We start from the raw sequence: 19762 nt of genomic DNA on the forward strand, positions 1-19762 counted from the left end.
TTCAGCCGATCGCCATGGAAGAAGGTCTGCGCTTCGCAATCCGCGAAGGTGGCCGTACCGTCGGCGCCGGCGTGGTGTCGAAGATCGAAGACTAAGCCGGTACCTTAACGGTCCGCGCTTACGGAGTCAGCTTTTGGCAGCTGACTCCTCTGCTGTTTTAGGGGTATAGCTCAACTGGCAGAGCGTCGGTCTCCAAAACCGAAGGTTGGGGGTTCGATTCCCTCTGCCCCTGCCAAACAACTGTGTGCAAGCTGGAAATGGCGAATTCTCCCGTAGAAACTGTACGTACGACTGGCGACAAGCTGCTGCTGGCTCTGGCCGGGCTGCTTGTGATTGCTGGCGTCGTGGCGTTCTACGCCTTGGAGCAACAAGCACTGTATGTGCGCGTTGCTGCCATTGTCGTCGTTCTGGCCATCGCCGCAGGTGTTGCATTGGCATCGCAAACGGGTAAAGGCTTTATGGCCTTTGCCAAGGATGCGTATCGGGAAGTGGGTAAGGTCGTTTGGCCGACCCGTAAAGAGGCCGCCCAAACGACCGCGATTGTCTTCGCGTTCGTCATCATCATGGCGCTGTATCTGTGGATCAGCGACAAGACGATCGAGTGGGCGGTATTCTCTTTGATTCTTGGCTGGAAGTGATATGTCTGATACCGGGGCTGCACCGAGTAAGAAGCGCTGGTACGTCGTTCATGCCTATTCCGGCATGGAAAAGAGCGTAGCCAAGGCGCTGCAAGAGCGCATTGTGCGTGATGGCATGCAGGATTACTTCGGTACGATTCTCGTTCCGACTGAAGAAGTTGTTGAAACAAAGGGTGGCCATAAAGCGGTCACCGAACGTCGTTTCTTCCCCGGCTATGTGCTGTGTGAGATGGAAATGACGGATGAATCGTGGCACTTGGTGAAGAACACTCCCAAGGTTACGGGCTTTGTCGGCGGTACGGGCACTCGTCCGATTCCGATCCGTCAGGCTGAAGTCGACAAGATCATGTCGCAAATCAGGGATGGGGTCGAAAAGCCGCGTCCCAAGACGTTGTTCGAGGTGGGCGAGCTGGTTCGGGTCAAGGAAGGTCCTTTCACGGACTTCAATGGCACCGTCGAAGAAGTGAACTATGAAAAATCTCGCCTCCGTGTATCCGTCACCATCTTTGGGCGGGCAACTCCGGTAGAACTGGAGTTCGGACAAGTCGAAAAGGTCTAAGAATAAAATGCGCCGGCGCGACGTCCGGCGCGTTTTTGCGTTGGTGACAGCCGTCGCCGAGGAGCGTCAGTAACTGGTTTTCCGGTGAAAGCGCGCTATGACTCAACCCCGAATATGCGCCACATATTCGTTCCGGAGTAAACCATGGCAAAGAAAATCATCGGCTTTATCAAGCTGCAGATTCCTGCAGGTAAAGCCAATCCGTCGCCCCCCGTGGGCCCGGCCCTGGGTCAGCGTGGCCTGAACATCATGGAGTTCTGCAAAGCGTTCAACGCGCAAACGCAGAGCCTCGAACCGGGTCTGCCGATTCCGGTGGTGATCACCGCTTTCGCGGACAAGAGCTTCACGTTCGTCCTGAAGACCCCGCCGGCAACGGTGCTGATCAAGAAGGCTGCCAACCTGCAAAAGGGTTCGAGCAAGCCGCACACCGACAAGGTGGGCAAGATCACCCGCGCACAAGCGGAAGAAATCGCGAAGACCAAGATGCCTGACCTTACCGCCTCCGATCTGGACGCAGCGGTTCGCACCATCGCTGGCAGCGCACGTTCGATGGGCATCACGGTGGAGGGTCTGTAATGGCTAAGATCTCGAAGCGTCAACAAGCACTGGCCGCCAAGGTCGACCGCAACAAGCTGTACCCGGTCGGCGACGCTCTGGCCCTGGTCAAGGAATGCGCAAGCGCCAAGTTCGACGAGTCGATCGACGTCGCCGTTCAATTGGGCGTGGATGCGAAGAAGTCGGACCAAGTGGTTCGTGGTTCGGTCGTGCTGCCGGCAGGTACCGGTAAGTCGGTTCGCGTTGCCGTTTTCGCCCAAGGCGAAAAGGCTGAGCAAGCCAAGGCAGCTGGCGCAGAAATCGTCGGTATGGAAGACCTGGCCGAGCAGATCAAGGCCGGCAACATGGACTTCGATATCGTGATCGCTTCGCCGGATACGATGCGTATCGTCGGTACGCTGGGTCAGATTCTCGGCCCGCGTGGCCTGATGCCGAACCCGAAGGTTGGCACGGTGACCCCGGACGTTGCTACGGCAGTGAAGAACGCCAAGGCCGGTCAGGTGCAATTCCGCGTCGACAAGGCCGGTATCATCCACGCCACGATCGGTCGCGCTTCGTTCGAACCGGCAGCACTGCAGAAGAACCTTTCGGCTCTGCTGGAAGCCCTGACGAAGTCGAAGCCGGCTTCGAGCAAGGGTGTCTACCTGCGCAAGATCGCCCTGTCGAGCACGATGGGCGTTGGCGTGCGTGTGGACCAGGCTAGCCTGGCTGCCTAAGCGAGACAGTATCGCAATCGCAGGGTGATGGCGTCCCCTGCGGTGGCTGAGATCCTTGAGATCGACAGCCTGTAGCAAAAGACTTTGGGCGGAAGCGAGTTCTTCGGAAGTCGCTTCCGGTTATCAAAGACCGTTGGCGGGAATGGGCTTTCACTGACACTCCCTTAATACGCCAGCCAACGCAGATGGCGAACCCGAACAAGTTATGCAGTCATACCGTCGCACGCGGGCAACCGGGCGCGAGGGTTGAAACTCCAGACATGTCGGTAAGCCGTTAGTGGAACGGCATCACCATGAGGTGATGTCAATTTTGGAGGTTAACCGTGGCACTTAATCTTGATGATAAGAAAGCCGTCGTGGCAGAAGTATCGGCGCAAGTCGCCGGCGCTTCGACCATCGTTGTGGCTGAATATCGCGGAATCACGGTTGGCGATCTGACGAAGCTTCGCGCCAATGCGCGTCAGCAAGGCGTCTACCTGCGCGTTCTCAAGAACACGCTGGCACGCCGCGCGGTGGAAAACACCCCGTTTGCTGACCTGGCTGAGCAGATGACCGGTCCTCTGATCTACGGTATCTCGACGGATCCCGTAGCCGCTGCGAAAGTCTTGAACGACTTTTCGAAGGGCAACGACAAGTTGATCTTGAAGGCCGGCTCGTACGACGGCAAGGTGATGGACAAGGCAGGCGTGCAAGCGCTGGCCTCGATCCCGAGCCGCGACGAACTGCTCGCGAAGTTGCTGGGTGTCATGCAAGCGCCGGTTTCCGGCTTTGCTCGCGTCCTGGCTGCCGTGGCAGAGAAGAAGCAAGCGGAAGCTGCTTAAGTCTCTCCCCGGTTACACGATCGCTGACTTCGGTCCGAACACAATCTAGGAGTTTTACAAATGGCAATCACGAAAGACGAAATCATCGAAGCCGTAGGCGCGATGTCGGTTATGGAACTGAACGACCTGGTCAAGGCGTTCGAAGAAAAGTTCGGCGTGTCGGCTGCTGCTCTGGCAGTGGCAGGTGCTCCGGCTGCTGGCGGTGCTGCTGCCGTTGAAGAGAAGACGGAATTCGACATTGTGCTGACGGACGTCGGCGCCAACAAGGTCTCCGTCATCAAGGTAGTGCGTGAAGTCACCGGCCTGGGCCTGAAGGAAGCGAAGGACGTGGTCGACGGCGCGCCGAAGACCTTGAAGGAAGCGACTCCGAAGGCTGAAGCTGAAGCGATCAAGAAGAAGCTGGAAGACGCCGGCGCCAAGGCCGAAATCAAGTAATTCGGCTCTGCGCGTAGGGAAGGCTGGCGACGAAATGTCGTCAGCCTTTTTGTGCTTTCAGGAGATGCAAATCCCGTAATCGGGATTCCAAATTCGAAAGTGGGCGTGAATCGACGCCAAGTCCTTGAAATCGAGGTGATTTCGCCGTGCCCTGAGTAGCACACGTTGTTTCATACGCGTGTTCCATCAGTGGCAGTCGGGCGAAAGCGGCCGGCGCGCCGCAGAGAAGAAGTATTCGAGAGGCCAAAGAAAAAATCGCGACGGCAGATGCCCGTGACGGTTTTCTCTTTGTCTTCTGAAGCGACTGCAGAAGGCAAGTTTGGTCGGGCGACGGGCAACACAGGCATCCGTCGCCGTCAGCCAGCGGTTGGTAGCGGCCAACCACCAAGCTCGTTGCTCCGCGGCAAGCCCGCCGTGGGGGACGTCTGGTCTCAGTCGATGAACACCCGTTGGCGATGCCTGCCGTCGTCGTCAGCGTAGTGATTCGGAGATCGTAATGCACTATTCCTTCACCGAGAAGAAACGCATTCGCAAGAGTTTTGCGAAGCGTCCGACCGTGCACAAGGTGCCGTTTTTGCTGGCCACCCAGCTCGCCTCGTACACATCGTTCTTGCAAGCCGATGCGCTTGCATCGGAGCGGAAGCCGGAGGGTCTGCAAGCAGCCTTCTCCTCCATTTTCCCGATCGTTTCTCACAACGGGTTCGCACGCCTGGAGTTTGTCAGCTATCTGCTCGGCACGCCCGCGTTCGATGTCAAGGAATGTCAACAGCGCGGCCTGACCTTCTGCTCGGCCCTGCGCGCCAAGGTTCGTCTGGTGATTCTCGACAAGGAATCGCCGAACAAGCCGGTAGTCAAGGAAGTCAAGGAACAGGAAGTGTACATGGGCGAAATTCCGCTCATGACCTCGACGGGTTCCTTCGTCATCAATGGCACGGAACGTGTCATCGTCTCGCAGCTGCACCGCTCGCCGGGCGTGTTCTTCGAACACGACAAGGGCAAGACGCACAGCTCGGGCAAACTGCTGTTCTCCGCGCGTATCATTCCCTACCGCGGTTCGTGGCTGGACTTCGAATTCGACCCGAAGGACATTCTGTACTTCCGCGTCGACCGCCGTCGCAAGATGCCGGTCACGATCCTGCTCAAGGCCATTGGCCTGACGCCGGAACAGATCCTCGCGAACTTCTTCGTGTTCGACAACTTCAAGCTGATGCCGGAAGGCGCGCAGATGGAGTTCGTGCCGGAGCGCCTGCGTGGTGAAGTGGCGCGTTTCGACATCACGGATCGCGAAGGCAAGGTCATTGTCCAGAAGGACAAGCGCGTCAACGCCAAGCACATCCGCGATCTGGAGAACGCCAACACCAAGTTCATCTCGGTGCCGGAAGACTACCTGCTCGGCCGCGTGCTCGCGAAGAACGTGATCGATGGCGATACGGGCGAAGTGATCGCTAACGCCAACGACGAAATCACCGAAAGCGTGCTGCTCAAGCTGCGCGAATCCGGCGTGTCTGACATTCAGACGCTGTACACGAACGATCTGGACCAGGGCTCGTACATTTCGGCCACGTTGCGTATCGACGAAACCGTTGACCAGACGGCTGCGCGTATCGCGATCTACCGCATGATGCGTCCGGGAGAGCCGCCGACCGAAGATGCGGTCGAGGCCCTGTTCAACCGTCTGTTCTACAGCGAAGAAGCGTACGACCTGTCGAAGGTGGGTCGTATGAAGTTCAACCGCCGTGTCGGCCGTGACGAAGTGCTCGGACCGATGACGCTGGAAGACGACGACATTCTCGCGACCATCAAGATCCTCGTGGATCTGCGTAACGGCCGCGGCGAAGTCGATGACATCGACCACTTGGGTAACCGTCGTGTGCGTTGCGTCGGCGAACTGGCCGAGAACCAGTTCCGCGCCGGTCTCGTGCGTGTCGAGCGCGCTGTGAAGGAACGTCTGGGTCAGGCCGAGTCGGAAAACCTGATGCCGCACGACCTGATCAACAGCAAGCCGATTTCGTCGGCCATTCGCGAGTTCTTCGGTTCGTCGCAGCTGTCGCAGTTCATGGACCAGACCAACCCGCTGTCGGAAATCACGCACAAGCGTCGTGTTTCCGCACTGGGCCCGGGCGGTCTGACGCGCGAACGCGCAGGCTTCGAAGTGCGCGACGTGCACCCGACCCACTACGGCCGCGTGTGCCCGATCGAAACGCCGGAAGGTCCGAACATTGGTCTGATCAACTCGCTGGCACTGTACGCCCGCCTGAACGAGTACGGCTTCCTCGAGACGCCGTATCGCAAGGTGGAAGACGGCAAGGTCACCGACCAGATCGACTACCTGTCGGCCATTGAAGAAGGTCGTTACGTGATCGCTCAGGCGAACGCGTCGATCGGCGCCAACGGCGAACTCACCGACGAACTCGTGTCGTCGCGTGAAGCCGGTGAAACGCTGATGGTCACGCCGGACCGCATCCAGTACATGGACGTGGCGCCGTCGCAGATCGTCTCGGTCGCTGCCTCGCTGATTCCGTTCCTTGAACACGATGACGCGAACCGCGCATTGATGGGCTCGAACATGCAGCGCCAGGCCGTGCCTTGCCTGCGTCCGGAAAAGGCGGTTGTCGGTACGGGTATCGAACGTACGGTGGCCGTTGACTCGGGTACGACCGTGCAGGCGTTCCGTGGTGGTGTGGTCGACTATGTCGACGCAGGCCGCGTGGTGATTCGCGTGAACGACGACGAAGCCGTGGCCGGTGAAGTCGGCGTCGACATCTACAACCTGATCAAGTACACGCGTTCGAACCAGAACACCAACATCAACCAGCGCCCGATCGTGGAAGTGGGCGACAAGGTGGCGCGCGGCGATGTGATCGCCGACGGCGCGTCGACCGATCTGGGTGAGCTGGCGCTGGGTCAGAACATGCTGATCGCGTTCATGCCGTGGAACGGCTACAACTTCGAGGATTCGATCCTGATCTCGGAGCGTGTCGTTGCGGAAGACCGTTACACGTCGATCCACATCGAAGAGCTGAACGTTGTCGCTCGCGACACGAAGCTCGGACCGGAAGAAATCACGCGCGACATCTCGAACCTGGCGGAAGTGCAACTGAGCCGTCTGGACGAGTCGGGCATCGTGTACATCGGTGCCGAAGTCGAAGCGGGCGACGTGCTGGTGGGCAAGGTCACGCCGAAGGGCGAAACCCAGCTCACGCCGGAAGAGAAGCTGCTGCGCGCGATTTTCGGCGAGAAGGCTTCGGACGTGAAGGACACCTCGCTGCGCGTGCCGTCGGGCATGAGCGGCACCGTCATCGACGTGCAGGTGTTCACGCGTGAAGGCATTCAGCGCGACAAGCGTGCTCAGCAGATCATCGACGATGAACTGAAGGGCTACCGCCTGGACCTGAACGACCAGCTGCGTATCGTGGAAGGCGACGCATTCCAGCGTCTGGAGCGTTTCCTGGTGGGCAAGACCGCCAATGGCGGCCCGAAGAAGCTCGCCAAGGGCACCAAGATCACCAAGGAATACCTGGCCGATCTGGATCGCTACCACTGGTTCGACATTCGTCTGGCAGAAGACGAAGGTGCGCAACAGCTCGAGCAGATCAAGGAATCGATCGAGCAGAAGCGTCACCAGTTCGATCTCGCCTTCGAAGAGAAGCGCAAGAAGCTCACGCAGGGCGACGAACTGCCGCCGGGCGTGCTGAAGATGGTCAAGGTGTATCTGGCGGTCAAGCGTCGTCTGCAGCCTGGCGACAAGATGGCCGGCCGTCACGGTAACAAGGGTGTGGTCTCGAAGATCGTGCCGATCGAGGATATGCCGTACATGGCCGATGGCCGTCCGGCAGACATCGTGCTCAACCCGCTCGGCGTGCCGTCGCGGATGAACGTGGGTCAGATTCTCGAATCGCACCTCGGCTGGGCAGCGAAGGGTCTGGGCTGGCGTATCGGCGAAATGCTGCAAGCGCACACCAAGGTCCAGGAAGTTCGCAAGTTCCTGACGAAGATCTACAACGAGAGCGGTCAGCAAGAAGATATCGACAGCCTGTCGGACGACGAAATCATGTCGCTGGCACGCAACCTGCAGAACGGTGTGCCGTTCGCGACGCCGGTGTTCGATGGTGCGCATGAAGAGGAAATCCGTCGCATGCTGGATCTGGCGTTCCCGGATCACATCGCGAAGGAACTCGGCATGACCCCGTCGAAGAACCAGGTCACGCTGTTCGACGGCCGCACGGGTGAAGCATTCGAGCGTACGGTCACGTGCGGTTTCATGCACATGCTCAAGCTGCACCACCTGGTCGACGACAAGATGCACGCCCGTTCGACCGGTCCGTACTCGCTGGTGACGCAACAGCCGTTGGGCGGTAAGGCTCAGTTCGGTGGTCAGCGCTTCGGTGAAATGGAAGTGTGGGCACTGGAAGCCTACGGCGCGTCGTACGTGCTGCAGGAAATGCTGACGGTGAAGTCGGATGACGTGACGGGTCGTACGAAGGTGTACGAGAACCTCGTCAAGGGCGATCACGTGATCGATGCCGGTATGCCGGAGTCGTTCAACGTGCTGGTCAAGGAAATCCGTTCGCTCGGTATCGATATCGACCTGGAGCGCGGTTAATCGCGTTCAGGCAACAGGAGAAAGCAATGAAAGCTTTGCTCGATCTATTCAAGCAAGTCCAGCAGGACGAACAGTTCGACGCGATCAAGATCGGTCTGGCTTCGCCGGACAAGATCCGCTCGTGGTCGTTCGGTGAAGTGAAGAAGCCGGAGACGATCAACTACCGGACTTTCAAGCCCGAGCGTGACGGTCTGTTCTGCGCAAAGATCTTCGGTCCGATCAAGGACTACGAATGCCTTTGCGGCAAGTACAAGCGCCTGAAGCACCGTGGCGTGATCTGCGAGAAGTGCGGCGTCGAAGTGACGCTGGCGAAGGTGCGCCGCGAGCGCATGGGCCACATCGAACTGGCCTCGCCGGTTGCGCACATCTGGTTCCTGAAGTCGCTCCCGTCGCGTCTGGGCATGGTGCTCGACATGACGCTGCGCGACATCGAACGCGTGCTGTACTTCGAAGCGTACGTGGTCCTCGAACCTGGCATGACGCCGCTCAAGCGTTGCCAGATCATGACGGAAGAGGATTACTACAACAAGGTCGAGGAATACGGCGACGAATTCCGTGCCGAGATGGGCGCGGAAGGCGTGCGTGAGCTGCTGCGCTCGATCGACATCGATCAGCAGGTCGAGCATTTGCGCGCCGAGCTGCAAGCCACGGGCTCGGAAGCGAAGATCAAGAAGTACGCCAAGCGCCTGAAGGTGCTCGAGGCATTCCAGCGCTCGGGCATCAAGCCCGAGTGGATGGTGCTCGAAGTGCTGCCGGTGCTCCCGCCCGAACTGCGCCCGCTGGTGCCGCTCGACGGTGGCCGCTTCGCGACCTCGGACCTGAACGATCTGTATCGCCGCGTCATCAACCGTAACAACCGTCTGAAGCGTCTGCTCGAGCTCAAGGCCCCGGACATCATCGTGCGCAACGAAAAGCGCATGCTGCAGGAGTCCGTGGACTCGCTGCTCGACAACGGCCGTCGCGGCAAGGCGATGACCGGTGCGAACAAGCGTCCGCTCAAGTCGCTGGCCGACATGATCAAGGGCAAGAGCGGTCGTTTCCGTCAGAACTTGCTGGGTAAGCGCGTTGACTACTCGGGCCGTTCGGTGATTACCGTGGGCCCGACGCTCAAGCTGCATCAGTGCGGTCTGCCGAAGCTGATGGCGCTCGAACTCTTCAAGCCGTTCATCTTCCACAAGCTGGAAGTGATGGGCGTGGCCACGACCATCAAGGCCGCGAAGAAGGAAGTCGAGAACCAGACGGCGGTGGTGTGGGACATCCTCGAAGATGTGATCCGCGAACACCCGATCATGCTGAACCGCGCACCGACGCTGCACCGCCTGGGTATTCAGGCGTTCGAGCCGGTGCTGATCGAAGGCAAGGCAATTCAGCTTCACCCGCTGGTTTGCGCGGCGTTCAACGCCGACTTCGACGGTGACCAGATGGCCGTTCACGTGCCGCTGTCGCTCGAAGCGCAGATGGAAGCGCGTACCCTGATGCTCGCCTCGAACAACGTGTTGTTCCCGGCTAACGGCGATCCGTCGATCGTGCCGTCGCAGGATATCGTGCTGGGTCTGTACTACGCGACCCGCGACAAGATCAACGGCCGCGGCGAAGGCCTGTCGTTCATCGACGTCTCGGAAGTGCTGCGTGCGTACGACAACAAGGAAGTCGAACTGGCTTCGCGTGTGAACGTGCGTATTACGGAGTACACGGTCGATCCGGAAACGGGCGAGAAGACGCCGAAGATCACGCTGTACCCGACGACTGTCGGCCGCGCGATCCTGTCGGAAATTCTGCCGCCGGGCCTGCCGTTCTCGGTGCTGAACAAGTCGCTCAAGAAGAAGGAAATCTCGAAGCTGATCAACACGGCGTTCCGCCGCTGCGGTCTGCGCGAGACGGTGATCTTCGTCGACAAGCTGATGCAGTCGGGCTTCCGCCTGGCAACGCGTGCCGGTATCTCGATCTGCGTCGACGACATGCTCGTGCCGACGAAGAAGGAAGAGCTGATCGGCGAAGCGTCGAAGAAGGTCAAGGAATACGACCGTCAGTACATGTCGGGTCTGGTCACGGCGCAAGAGCGTTACAACAACGTCGTGGACATTTGGGGTGCTACCGGTGACGCCGTGGGTAAGGCGATGATGGAGCAGCTCTCGAAGGAAAAGACGGTTGATCGCGACGGCAACACCGTGGATCAGGAGTCGTTCAACTCGATTTACATGATGGCCGACTCCGGTGCTCGCGGTTCGAGCGCCCAGATTCGCCAGCTCGCCGGTATGCGTGGCCTGATGGCCAAGCCGGACGGCTCGATTATCGAGACGCCGATTACCGCGAACTTCCGCGAAGGCCTGAACGTCTTGCAGTACTTCATCTCGACCCACGGTGCACGTAAGGGTCTGGCCGATACGGCACTGAAGACGGCAAACTCGGGTTACCTGACGCGTCGTCTGGTGGACGTGACGCAGGATCTGGTCGTGGTCGAAGACGATTGCGGCACGAGCAACGGCGTGGCGATGAAGGCGCTGGTCGAGGGCGGTGAAGTGGTCGAAGCCCTGCGTGACCGTATCCTGGGTCGCGTGGCTGTCTCGGACGTCGTGAATCCGGAAACGCAAGAGACGGTGTATGAAGCCGGCACGCTGCTGGACGAAGACGCGGTCGAAATGATCGAGGCGCTGGGTGTCGACGAAGTGCGCGTGCGCACGCCGCTGACCTGCGATACGCGCTTCGGTCTGTGCGCCGCCTGCTATGGCCGCGATCTGGGCCGTGGTTCGCGCGTAAACGTCGGTGAAGCGGTCGGCGTGATCGCGGCACAGTCGATCGGTGAGCCGGGCACGCAGCTGACGATGCGTACGTTCCACATCGGTGGTGCGGCATCGCGTGCGGCAGTGGCCTCGTCGATCGAAGCCAAGTCGAACGGTACGGTTCGCTTCACGGCGACCATGCGTTACGTGACCAACGGTCGCGGCGAGCAGGTTGCGATTTCGCGTTCGGGTGAAATCCTGATCACGGACGATCACGGCCGCGAGCGCGAGCGTCACAAGGTGCCGTATGGCGCCACGCTGCTGCAACTGGACGGCGCACAGGTCAAGGCCGGTGCCCAACTGGGTACGTGGGATCCGCTGACGCGCCCGATCATTACCGAACACGGCGGCTTCGCCAAGTTCGAGAACGTCGAGGAAGGTGTCACGGTTGCCAAGCAGATCGACGATGTGACGGGTTTGTCCACGCTGGTCGTGATCGATCCGAAGCGTCGTGGTCCGGCGTCGAAGAACGTGCGTCCGCAGGTCAAGCTGCTCGACGAGAATGGTGTGGAAGTGAAGATCCCGGGTACCGATCACGCTGTGACGATCGGCTTCCAGGTGGGCGCACTGATCACCATCAAGGACGGTCAGCAAGTCCCGGTGGGCGAAGTGCTCGCACGTATCCCGACTGAAGCGCAGAAGACCCGCGACATTACCGGGGGTCTGCCGCGTGTGGCCGAACTGTTCGAAGCGCGTGCACCGAAGGACGCCGGCATTCTGGCCGAAGTCACGGGTACCACGTCGTTCGGTAAGGACACGAAGGGCAAGCAGCGTCTGGTCATTACCGATCTGGACGGCAACCAGCACGAATTCCTGATTCCGAAGGAAAAGCAGGTGCTGGTGCACGACGGTCAGGTGGTGAACAAGGGCGAAATGATCGTGGACGGCCCGGCCGACCCGCACGACATCCTGCGTCTGCAGGGTATCGAAGCGCTGTCGCGCTACATCGTCGATGAAGTTCAGGACGTGTACCGTTTGCAGGGTGTGAAGATCAACGACAAGCACATCGAGGTGATCGTTCGCCAGATGCTGCGTCGTGTGCAGATCACCGACAACGGCGATACGCGCTTCATCATCGGCGAACAGGTCGAGCGTTCGGATATGCTCTACGAGAACGACGCCATGAACGCCGCGGACAAGCGTCCGGCGCAGTACGAGAACGTGCTGCTGGGGATTACGAAGGCGTCGCTGTCGACGGACTCGTTCATCTCGGCGGCATCGTTCCAGGAAACGACGCGCGTGCTGACCGAAGCCGCCATCATGGGCAAGAAGGACGACTTGCGTGGCCTGAAGGAAAACGTCATCGTCGGCCGTCTGATCCCGGCGGGTACGGGTCTGGCATATCACAAGGCCCGCAAGGCCCGCGAGACGTCGGATCGCGAGCGTCACGACCAGATCGCTCTGGAAGAGGCGTTTGCCCCGATCCCCACCTCGGTGGAAGAGCCGACGGCAGAGTAATCGGCAAGGCGGCGCCGACGAGAGTCTGCGCTGCCGATCCGAAACGACGTCGTCATGAAAACGGCACCCTTTGCGGGGTGCCGTTTTTTTATGCGCGACGGTAACGCAACGCGATAGTAGGCATTTTTCCGACAGAATTTCTGCAACTGCCACGAACGTCATCGTAATGTCGTTTTAAGTGCTCGAAATGACGATATAATTCGGACTCCCTCGAAGCAGTGTGACGCAACCTTCTACGATCCGGAATATGGCGATAACTCCTGTAATTCTGTGCGGCGGTAGTGGTACACGTTTATGGCCCCTGTCGCGAGCCAGCTATCCAAAACAATATCTCGCGCTCGCCGGTGCCGACACACTGCTTCAACAGACAGTGAAACGGATCGGTGCGCTCGATGGTGCGGCTGCGCCGTTGATCATCTCCAACAATGAGCAGCGCTTCCTGGTGGCCGAGCAGTTGCGCGCCATCCATACGAAGCCGAGCGCCATCGTGCTCGAACCGGTCGCACGCAATACCGCGCCGGCGGTGGCTGCCGCTGCGCTGATCGCGCTGCGTGACGACGCTGACGCCACGCTGTTGGTGCTGCCCTCGGATCACGCCATCGCGAACGAGGAGAAATTCCTTGAGGCGGTGCGCGCCGCCCGAACCCTCGCCGACGACGGCTTCCTCGTAACGTTCGGCATTCCCCCGACCTCACCGCATACGGGCTACGGCTACATTCGCCGCGGGGCCGTCACCGAGGTATGCCCGAGCGGTTTCCATGTCGACCAGTACGTGGAAAAGCCGGACGCCGACACGGCGGCGGCGCTGATCGCGGCGGGCAACTGCTATTGGAACAGCGGCATGTTCCTGTTCAAGGCAAAGGCGTATCTGGGCGAACTCGAACGTCTCGCGCCGGAGATGCTGAAACAGGTGAAGGCTGCGGTCGAGCAGGGAGCGGTCGATATCGACTTCTTCCGTCTGGATCAGGCGAGCCTGGAGGCGTGTCCGTCCGACTCGATCGATTACGCCGTCATGGAGAAGGCGCGCCGCGCGGCCGTGGTGGATGCCGACGGTCTCGGATGGAACGACATCGGCTCGTGGTCGGCGGTCGCGGAGATTGCCGCGCGCGATGAGAACGGCAACAGCCTGCTTGGCGATGTCGTCGCGCGTAACGTCAAGAACAGCTATGTGCGCAGCGAGAGCCGCATGGTTGCGGCGATCGGTGTCGAGAATCTTGTGATCGTCGAGACGCCGGACGTGGTGCTCGTCACGGCGAAGGACCATGTGCAGGACGTCAAGCGCGTGGTCGAGACGCTCATCGCCGAGGGCCGCAGCGAGTCGGTGTTCCACCAGCGGGTTTTCCGTCCGTGGGGCGACTACGAAGGCATTTGCGTCGGCGATCGCTTCCAGGTGAAGAAGATCGTGGTGAAGCCGGGGGCGTCGCTCAGTTTGCAGATGCACTTCCACCGCTCGGAGCACTGGGTGGTGGTGACGGGCACCGCGCGCGTGACCAACGGCGAGAACACGATTCTGCTCACCGAGAATCAATCGACGTACATTCCGATTGGTACGACGCACCGGCTGGAGAATCCGGGCAAGGTGCCGCTCGAGCTGATCGAAGTGCAGTCGGGCACGTATCTCGGCGAGGACGATATCGTTCGTTTCCAGGACGACTACGGTCGCACGAAGTAGGCGTCAGGCGATCCACCGCTGGCGTTGCCTCGCGGTCGACAAAAAAAACCGGCTCACGCAATGTGAGCCGGTGCCGATACAGTGCAGACGAGCCGGATGAGTCCGGATGAGGCAAGTGAGTCGGGCGCGATCCATAGAGCATCGCGCCTGCGCCTCGCAAATTCCCTATCAGAACCCGAAGTGCCCCTGAACGTAGACCATGCGCGGCGAGCCGACCATGATGCCGCCGTTCTGGTCGGTGTTGCGCGTGTAGAAGCGCTTGTCGAACACGTTGTTCAGGCCCACGGTGACATCGGCGTTCTTGTAGAACGGGATCTTGTACATCGCTTGCAGGTTCCACACGCGATAGCCCGGCACTTTGCCGTTGGTGCCGTCGGCCGATTGCGCTTCGGTGTTCGCCAGATCCGAGTACTGCGAGCTCTGGTGCGTGGTCGAGACGTTGAACGTCCATTGGCCGATGGCGTAACGCGCGCCGAGCGTGTCGGTGAAGCGCGAGTAGAACGGCACGTCGAGGCCGGCGGTCGTGCCCGACTTCTGGATGGCGCGCACGTACGTGAAGTTTGCGTAGAGGTTCAGGCCACGCAGCACGCTGTCACGATCGAAGGTGTAGTCGAGCGCGGTTTCGATACCGTCGTGGTTCGTCGCCCCGATGTTCTGGAAGGTGATCGGGGTGACGTTCGGCACCTGAAGAATCTGGTTGTCGAACCGCATCCTGAACGCCGTCAACTCGGCCTTCCAGCGGTTGTCCGTCCAGCGCGTACCGATTTCATACGTGCGGGCCACTTCCGGCTGGAGCGGGTTCGACGCCGACATCGAGTTCAACTGCAAGTTCTGCACCGGGCCGAACGACGTGCTGTAGTCCGCGAAGATCGTCCACGCGCTGTTCACCAGATACGACAGGTTCACCGACGGCAACGGCTTGTTGTTGTCCGTGCGGTAGGTGTTGCCCGAGGACTTATCGACCCGTTGCGACGCGATCATTTCGTAGCGCACGCCCGGCGTGAATCGCCAGTTGCCCCACGCCATGCGGTCGTCGATATAGAACGCGTTCGCGCTGGTGTAGTTGTAGAACGTGCTGGTTGCAGACGTGTTGCCGTTGGCAACGTTGACGTTGAAGGTGTTGTCGTCGCCGCGTTCGCGCACGAAGCGATAACCGACCGTTACGTCATGCGCTGTCGGCCCGAAGAACAGTCGCTGCGTGTAGCGCGGCTCGATGCCGAACGTCTGATAGTTGCGCGGCTGGTGCATAGTCACGAGCGGCAGCGCCGACAGGTTGGTCAGCGTGCTCTGACGATAACTCTCGTTGAAGAACGTGCGGATCTCGAATTCCTGCGTGTCCGAGATCGTGTTCAGGTAGCCGAAGTCGACACCGGTGCGGTTGCCGCTCCAGTAATCGTTCGGACGCGTGTTCTGGAACGGATCGGCGTTGTATTGCGCGGCGGTCAGGCCGCCCGGCGTCATCGACTTGGCGTCGTAGTACGAGAGCTTGCCGTAGACCTGCTGGCTCGGCGAGATGTCGTAGCGCCACTTCAACGCGAGGTCGTTCACGTTTTCGTTGCTGCCCTTGCGCCAGTCGCGACCGACCATGCCCGAGTACAGCAGCGCGACGCCCAGACCGTTGTCCATCTGCGTGCCGAGGAACAGGCCGTATTGCGTGTTGGTGCCGCCGCCGGCGGTGTAGATGTTCTGGCGGACGGTCGCGTCGCCAGTGAGGCCCGGCGTGCTCGGGATCGAACGCGTCTTGAAGTTGATCACGCCGCCGACGTTCTGCGGGCCGTAACGCACGGCGCCGCCGCTGCGGACCACGTCAATGCTCTCGATGTTGAAGAGGCTGACCGGGGCGAACGACAACTGCGGCTGGCCGTAAGGGGCCACGGCCAGCGGAATGCCGTCGAGCAGCACGGTCGAGCGCGGGCTGAAACGGCCCGTGAGACCGCGCACGCCGAAGTTCAGCGAGATGGCGCTGCCGGCGGTGCTGGAGTTGTCCGTGGCCTGCACGCCGGGGATACGGCGCAGGACGTCGCCGATGCTCGCGGCGCCGGAGGCTTCGATCTGATCCTTCTTCACGACCGTGCGCGCGCCCGGGAAGGTCTTCGCGCTGTTGTCGAGACCGGTGCCGAGCCAGTCGCCCGAGACATTGACCGCGCCGAGTTCGACGTCGGCTTTGGCCTCGGCCTTGGCGTCCGCCGAGGCTGCGGCTTGCTGCGCATGGGCCGTGCCCAGCGTCGCCATGAGCAGTGCCGCGGCGCAGACAGTGGCGCGCGGCAAGCGGGTGTGGGAGGCGAGGCGGGGGATGCGAGGGAGATTCGCGAGGCGAGTAACGCCAACCGTGCTGGCGGTGGCGTCAGCCGCGCATGCGCGGCGACTTGCAGACATCTTCATCTTGGCTGACCTTCGTAACTGCGTGTGTGTAGCGAGCGTGACCGCTGGCACAAACGGATGGCAGCGGCAGGCGGATCGTTATGGGTAATGCGCTGTAATAAAGCGACGCGGATTATAAATGCAAATCACTCTCATTTTTAATGGGTATCGGCGAATCGCAGTCGGTAATGAGTCGCGCCGCTTCGGGCACGAGGTCAGGCGAGGGGAGGAACTCGGAGAAGGCGCGGATTCGCGAGCGAAAGCCGCGCAATGTGAGGGAAAAGCAGGAAGAAGCGGTGAGATCGCGTGCTATGGCATGCGCTTCAACGGTTGGTTGAAGGTGTGGCGGCGGTGCGACACTCATCGTGAGGCATGCCGTATCGGTCGGGCGGATCGAGGGACTGCCGGGCGCGCTCCGTTACCTGGTCCCCATTGCGCATCGCGCCCGGCCCACGACAATTCCGCGATCAGAACCCGAAGTGCCCCTGAACGTAGACCATGCGCGGTGCACCGACCAAACGGCCGGCATTGCCGTCGACGGTACGCGTGTAGAAGCGTTTGTCGAATACGTTGTTCAGGCCGAGGGTGACGTCGGCCTTCTTGTAGCCCGGGATCTTGTACATCGCCTGCACGTTCCACAGACGGAAGCCCGGCACTTTGCCGTTGCTGCCATCCGCCGATTCGGTCACCGTATTGGCCAGATCCGAGTACTGCGCGCTCTGGTGGGTGGTCGAGACGTTGAGCGTCCACTGGCCGACGGCGTAACGCGCGCCGAGCGTGTCGGTAATGCGTGAGTAGAACGGCACGTCGAGGCCAGCGGTCGCACCGGATTTCTGGACCGCGCGCGTGTAAGTGAAGTTCGCGTACACGTTCAGGCCGCGCAGCGCGCTGTCGCGATCGAACGTGTAGTCGAGCGCCGATTCGATGCCTTCGTGGTGCGTTGCGCCGATGTTCTGGTAGACGGCCGGATTCGTGCCCGGAATCTGCTGAATCTGGTTGTCGAACTGCATCCTGAACGCCGTGAGCTCGGCTTTCCAACGCCTGTCCGACCAGCGCGTGCCGACCTCATACGTACGCGCCAGTTCCGGTTGCAGCGGGTTCGACGTCGACATCGAGTTCAATTGCGTGTTCTGTACCGGGCCGAACGACGTGCTGTAGTCGGCAAACACCGTCCACGCATCGTTGACGAGGTACGACAGATTGACCGACGGCAGCGCCTTGCTGTTGTTCGACCGGAAGGTCGCATGGGTCGCGTTGTCGAGGCGCTGCGATTGAATGATTTCGTAGCGCACGCCCGGGGTAAATCGCCAATTGCCCCACGCCATGCGGTCGTCGATATAGAACGCGTTGGCGCTGGTGTAGTTGTTGAACGTGCGCGTGGCCGAGTTGATGCCCGTCGCGGCCGCCGTCGACCATCGGTTGTCGTCGCCGCGCTCGTGAACGTAGCGATAGCCCACCGTGGCGTCATGCGTGATCGGCCCGGAGAACAGCCGCTGCGTGAAGCGCGGCTCGAAGCCGAACGTCTGATAGTTGCGTGGCTGGTGCGTTGTCGACGTGAAGGTCGGGTTGACCAGCGTGCTCTGACGATAGCTCTCGTTGTAGAACGTGCGGACTTCGAATTCCTGTGTCTCGGAGAGCGTATTCAGATAGCCGAAGTCGACACCGGTGCGGTTGCCGCTCCAGTAGTCGTTCGGACGCGTGTTCTGGAACGGATCGGCCTTGAATTGCGCGACGCTCAGGCCGCCGGGCGTTTTGGACTTCACGTCGTAGTACGAGACCTTGCCGTAGACCTGCTGGCTCGGCGTGATGTCGTAGCGCCACTTCAATGCGACGTCGTTCACGCGCTCGTCGCTGCCGCGACGCCAGTCGCGACCGACCATGCCCGAGTACAGCAATGCGAGACCCAGGCCGTTGTCCATCTGCGTGCCGAGGAAAGCACCGTATTGCGTGTTGGTACCCCCGCCGGCTGTGTAGACGTTCTGGCGCACGGTCGCGTCCCCGGTGAGGCCGGGCGTATTCGGGATCGAGCGGGTCTTGAAGCTGATTACGCCGCCAACGTTCTGCGGGCCGTAGCGCACGGCGCCGCCGCTGCGCACCACGTCGATGCTCTCGATGTTGAAGAGGCTGAGCGGGGCGAACGACAACTGCGGCTGGCCGTAAGGCGCCACAGCGAGCGGAATGCCGTCGAGCAGCACGGTCGAGCGCGGGGTGTAACGACCGGTGAGACCGCGTACGCCGATGTTCAGCGAGATGGCGCTGCCGCCCGTGCCGGCGTTGTCCGTCGACTGCACGCCGGGGATGCGGCGCATGACATCGCCGATGTTCGTGGCGCCCGAGGCTTCGATCTGATCCTGCTTCACGACCGTGCGTGCGCCGGGGAAGGTTTTTGCGCTGTTGTCGAGACCGGTGCCAAGCCAGTCGCCCGAGACATTGACCGCGCCGAGTTCCACTTCGGCTTTGGCTTCGGCGGTTGCCGTCGCTTGCTGCACCTGTTGCGCCTGTGAGGTGCTCAGCGTTGCCATCAACAGTGCCACGGCACAGGCAGTGGCATGGGGCAGACGCGCGTGGGAGGCGAGGCGATGGCGTCGGTGGGTTCCGGCGGCGCTACCCGTGCTGGGGGCGGCGGGTGCCGCGAATGCACGGCGACTTGCAGATATCTTCATCTAGGCTGACCTTGGTAACGGCGAGAGTGTGGCGAGCGTGGCCGCTGACGCAGAACACACGGCAGCGGCGGTCGGATCGCTATTTGTTTTGCGTCGGAACGAAGCGGCGCGGATTGTAAATAAAAACCACTCTCATTTATTTCGGTCATTAGCGAATATCAGTCGGTAATTCGCCGCTGTTGCTCGACGCAGAGACGAGGCAGACAAGGCGTTGCGGAGATGAAGGAAAATGGCGGTGGAAAGGCCGCGTGATGTGCGGCGAAGCGCGGAGAAATTGGGCGGCGCGCGCAGCGGAGTCTGTCGCAACGGCCAGCCGAAAGTCGCCGGCCGTATGACACTTAAAGTGCGTTCCCAAAGCGCGACAGGGTGTTCAGGCGACGAAGGCGCCCATCGGGGGCCGTACGAGGGGGCGTATGAGGAGGCATGTGCAGGCATGCCGCTTCGAGACATCCGATTATCCAGTTTTGCTTATCAATCGCCCAAAATCGATTGATTGTCCGA

The 19762-nt window shown here is 60.8% G+C and carries 11 protein-coding genes, 1 tRNA gene and 1 pseudogene; 11 read left to right on the plus strand and 2 right to left on the minus strand.

All coding sequences use genetic code 11. From position 1 onward, the window contains the following. From ACIPHM_RS23710 to ACIPHM_RS23760, 11 genes and pseudogenes are all read left to right on the plus strand, one after another. Positions 1 to 95 (plus strand): annotated as a pseudogene (locus ACIPHM_RS23710) (elongation factor Tu); the annotation flags it as partial. A gap of 64 nt (positions 96 to 159) precedes the next feature. Further along, a tRNA-Trp gene (locus tag ACIPHM_RS23715) sits at positions 160 to 235 on the plus strand. A 22-nt stretch (positions 236 to 257) separates the two neighbouring features. Next, complete coding sequence (gene secE, locus ACIPHM_RS23720) at positions 258 to 638, plus strand: preprotein translocase subunit SecE (protein WP_400333881.1); 381 nt, start codon at positions 258 to 260, stop codon at positions 636 to 638. Position 639: 1 nt separating this feature from the next. After that, the gene (gene nusG / locus ACIPHM_RS23725; RefSeq protein ID WP_400333884.1) at positions 640 to 1197 is read left to right on the plus strand and encodes a transcription termination/antitermination protein NusG; all 558 of its coding nucleotides are present in this window, start codon (positions 640 to 642) and stop codon (positions 1195 to 1197) included. A 144-nt stretch (positions 1198 to 1341) separates the two neighbouring features. Then, positions 1342 to 1773, plus strand: coding sequence for a 50S ribosomal protein L11 (gene rplK, locus ACIPHM_RS23730; protein ID WP_010804164.1), 432 nt, complete (start codon positions 1342 to 1344; stop codon positions 1771 to 1773). Further along, the gene (rplA, locus tag ACIPHM_RS23735; RefSeq protein WP_400333888.1) at positions 1773 to 2468 is read left to right on the plus strand and encodes a 50S ribosomal protein L1; all 696 of its coding nucleotides are present in this window, start codon (positions 1773 to 1775) and stop codon (positions 2466 to 2468) included. The genes rplK and rplA overlap by 1 nt, the downstream gene beginning before the upstream one ends. A 323-nt stretch (positions 2469 to 2791) precedes the next feature. Continuing rightward, positions 2792 to 3289, plus strand: a complete 498-nt coding sequence (rplJ, locus tag ACIPHM_RS23740; RefSeq protein ID WP_010804162.1) for a 50S ribosomal protein L10 — start codon at positions 2792 to 2794, stop codon at positions 3287 to 3289. Positions 3290 to 3349: 60 nt separating this feature from the next. Next, positions 3350 to 3724, plus strand: a complete 375-nt coding sequence (rplL, locus tag ACIPHM_RS23745) for a 50S ribosomal protein L7/L12 (RefSeq protein ID WP_400333891.1) — start codon at positions 3350 to 3352, stop codon at positions 3722 to 3724. A gap of 496 nt (positions 3725 to 4220) precedes the next feature. Further along, on the plus strand, positions 4221 to 8327 hold the full coding sequence (gene rpoB, locus ACIPHM_RS23750) for a DNA-directed RNA polymerase subunit beta (RefSeq protein WP_400333894.1): 4107 nt from the start codon (positions 4221 to 4223) through the stop codon (positions 8325 to 8327). Positions 8328 to 8353: 26 nt separating this feature from the next. After that, complete coding sequence (gene rpoC / locus ACIPHM_RS23755; protein WP_400333897.1) at positions 8354 to 12565, plus strand: DNA-directed RNA polymerase subunit beta'; 4212 nt, start codon at positions 8354 to 8356, stop codon at positions 12563 to 12565. 247 nt (positions 12566 to 12812) lie between these two features. Then, positions 12813 to 14237: a mannose-1-phosphate guanylyltransferase/mannose-6-phosphate isomerase gene (locus ACIPHM_RS23760; RefSeq protein ID WP_400333900.1), complete on the plus strand. Its 1425-nt coding sequence runs from the start codon at positions 12813 to 12815 to the stop codon at positions 14235 to 14237. A 168-nt stretch (positions 14238 to 14405) separates the two neighbouring features. Here the strand turns inward: ACIPHM_RS23760 and ACIPHM_RS23765 are convergent, their stop codons facing one another. Both ACIPHM_RS23765 and ACIPHM_RS23770 read right to left on the minus strand, forming a co-directional pair. Next, complete coding sequence (locus ACIPHM_RS23765; RefSeq protein WP_400333902.1) at positions 14406 to 16619, minus strand: TonB-dependent receptor family protein; 2214 nt, start codon at positions 16617 to 16619, stop codon at positions 14406 to 14408. 446 nt (positions 16620 to 17065) lie between these two features. Beyond that, the gene (locus ACIPHM_RS23770) at positions 17066 to 19120 is read right to left on the minus strand and encodes a TonB-dependent receptor family protein (protein ID WP_400333905.1); all 2055 of its coding nucleotides are present in this window, start codon (positions 19118 to 19120) and stop codon (positions 17066 to 17068) included. Positions 19121 to 19762: the final 642 nt, after the last annotated feature.

Origin of the sequence: Pandoraea sp. NPDC087047, assembly GCF_044745225.1 — a bacterium.
Taxonomy (GTDB): domain Bacteria; phylum Pseudomonadota; class Gammaproteobacteria; order Burkholderiales; family Burkholderiaceae; genus Pandoraea.

What these genes read in the sequence shown, in the direction of transcription:
- secE (WP_400333881.1), top strand. Translation starts at nt 258, where the DNA reads ATGGCGAATTCTCCCGTAGAAACTGTACGTACGACTGGCGACAAGCTG.
- nusG (WP_400333884.1), top strand. Translation starts at nt 640, where the DNA reads ATGTCTGATACCGGGGCTGCACCGAGTAAGAAGCGCTGGTACGTCGTT.
- rplK (WP_010804164.1), top strand. Translation starts at nt 1,342, where the DNA reads ATGGCAAAGAAAATCATCGGCTTTATCAAGCTGCAGATTCCTGCAGGT.
- rplA (WP_400333888.1), top strand. Translation starts at nt 1,773, where the DNA reads ATGGCTAAGATCTCGAAGCGTCAACAAGCACTGGCCGCCAAGGTCGAC.
- rplL (WP_400333891.1), top strand. Translation starts at nt 3,350, where the DNA reads ATGGCAATCACGAAAGACGAAATCATCGAAGCCGTAGGCGCGATGTCG.
- rpoB (WP_400333894.1), top strand. Translation starts at nt 4,221, where the DNA reads ATGCACTATTCCTTCACCGAGAAGAAACGCATTCGCAAGAGTTTTGCG.
- rpoC (WP_400333897.1), top strand. Translation starts at nt 8,354, where the DNA reads ATGAAAGCTTTGCTCGATCTATTCAAGCAAGTCCAGCAGGACGAACAG.
- ACIPHM_RS23760 (WP_400333900.1), top strand. Translation starts at nt 12,813, where the DNA reads ATGGCGATAACTCCTGTAATTCTGTGCGGCGGTAGTGGTACACGTTTA.
- ACIPHM_RS23765 (WP_400333902.1), bottom strand. Translation starts at nt 16,619, where the DNA reads ATGAAGATGTCTGCAAGTCGCCGCGCATGCGCGGCTGACGCCACCGCC.
- ACIPHM_RS23770 (WP_400333905.1), bottom strand. Translation starts at nt 19,120, where the DNA reads ATGGCAACGCTGAGCACCTCACAGGCGCAACAGGTGCAGCAAGCGACG.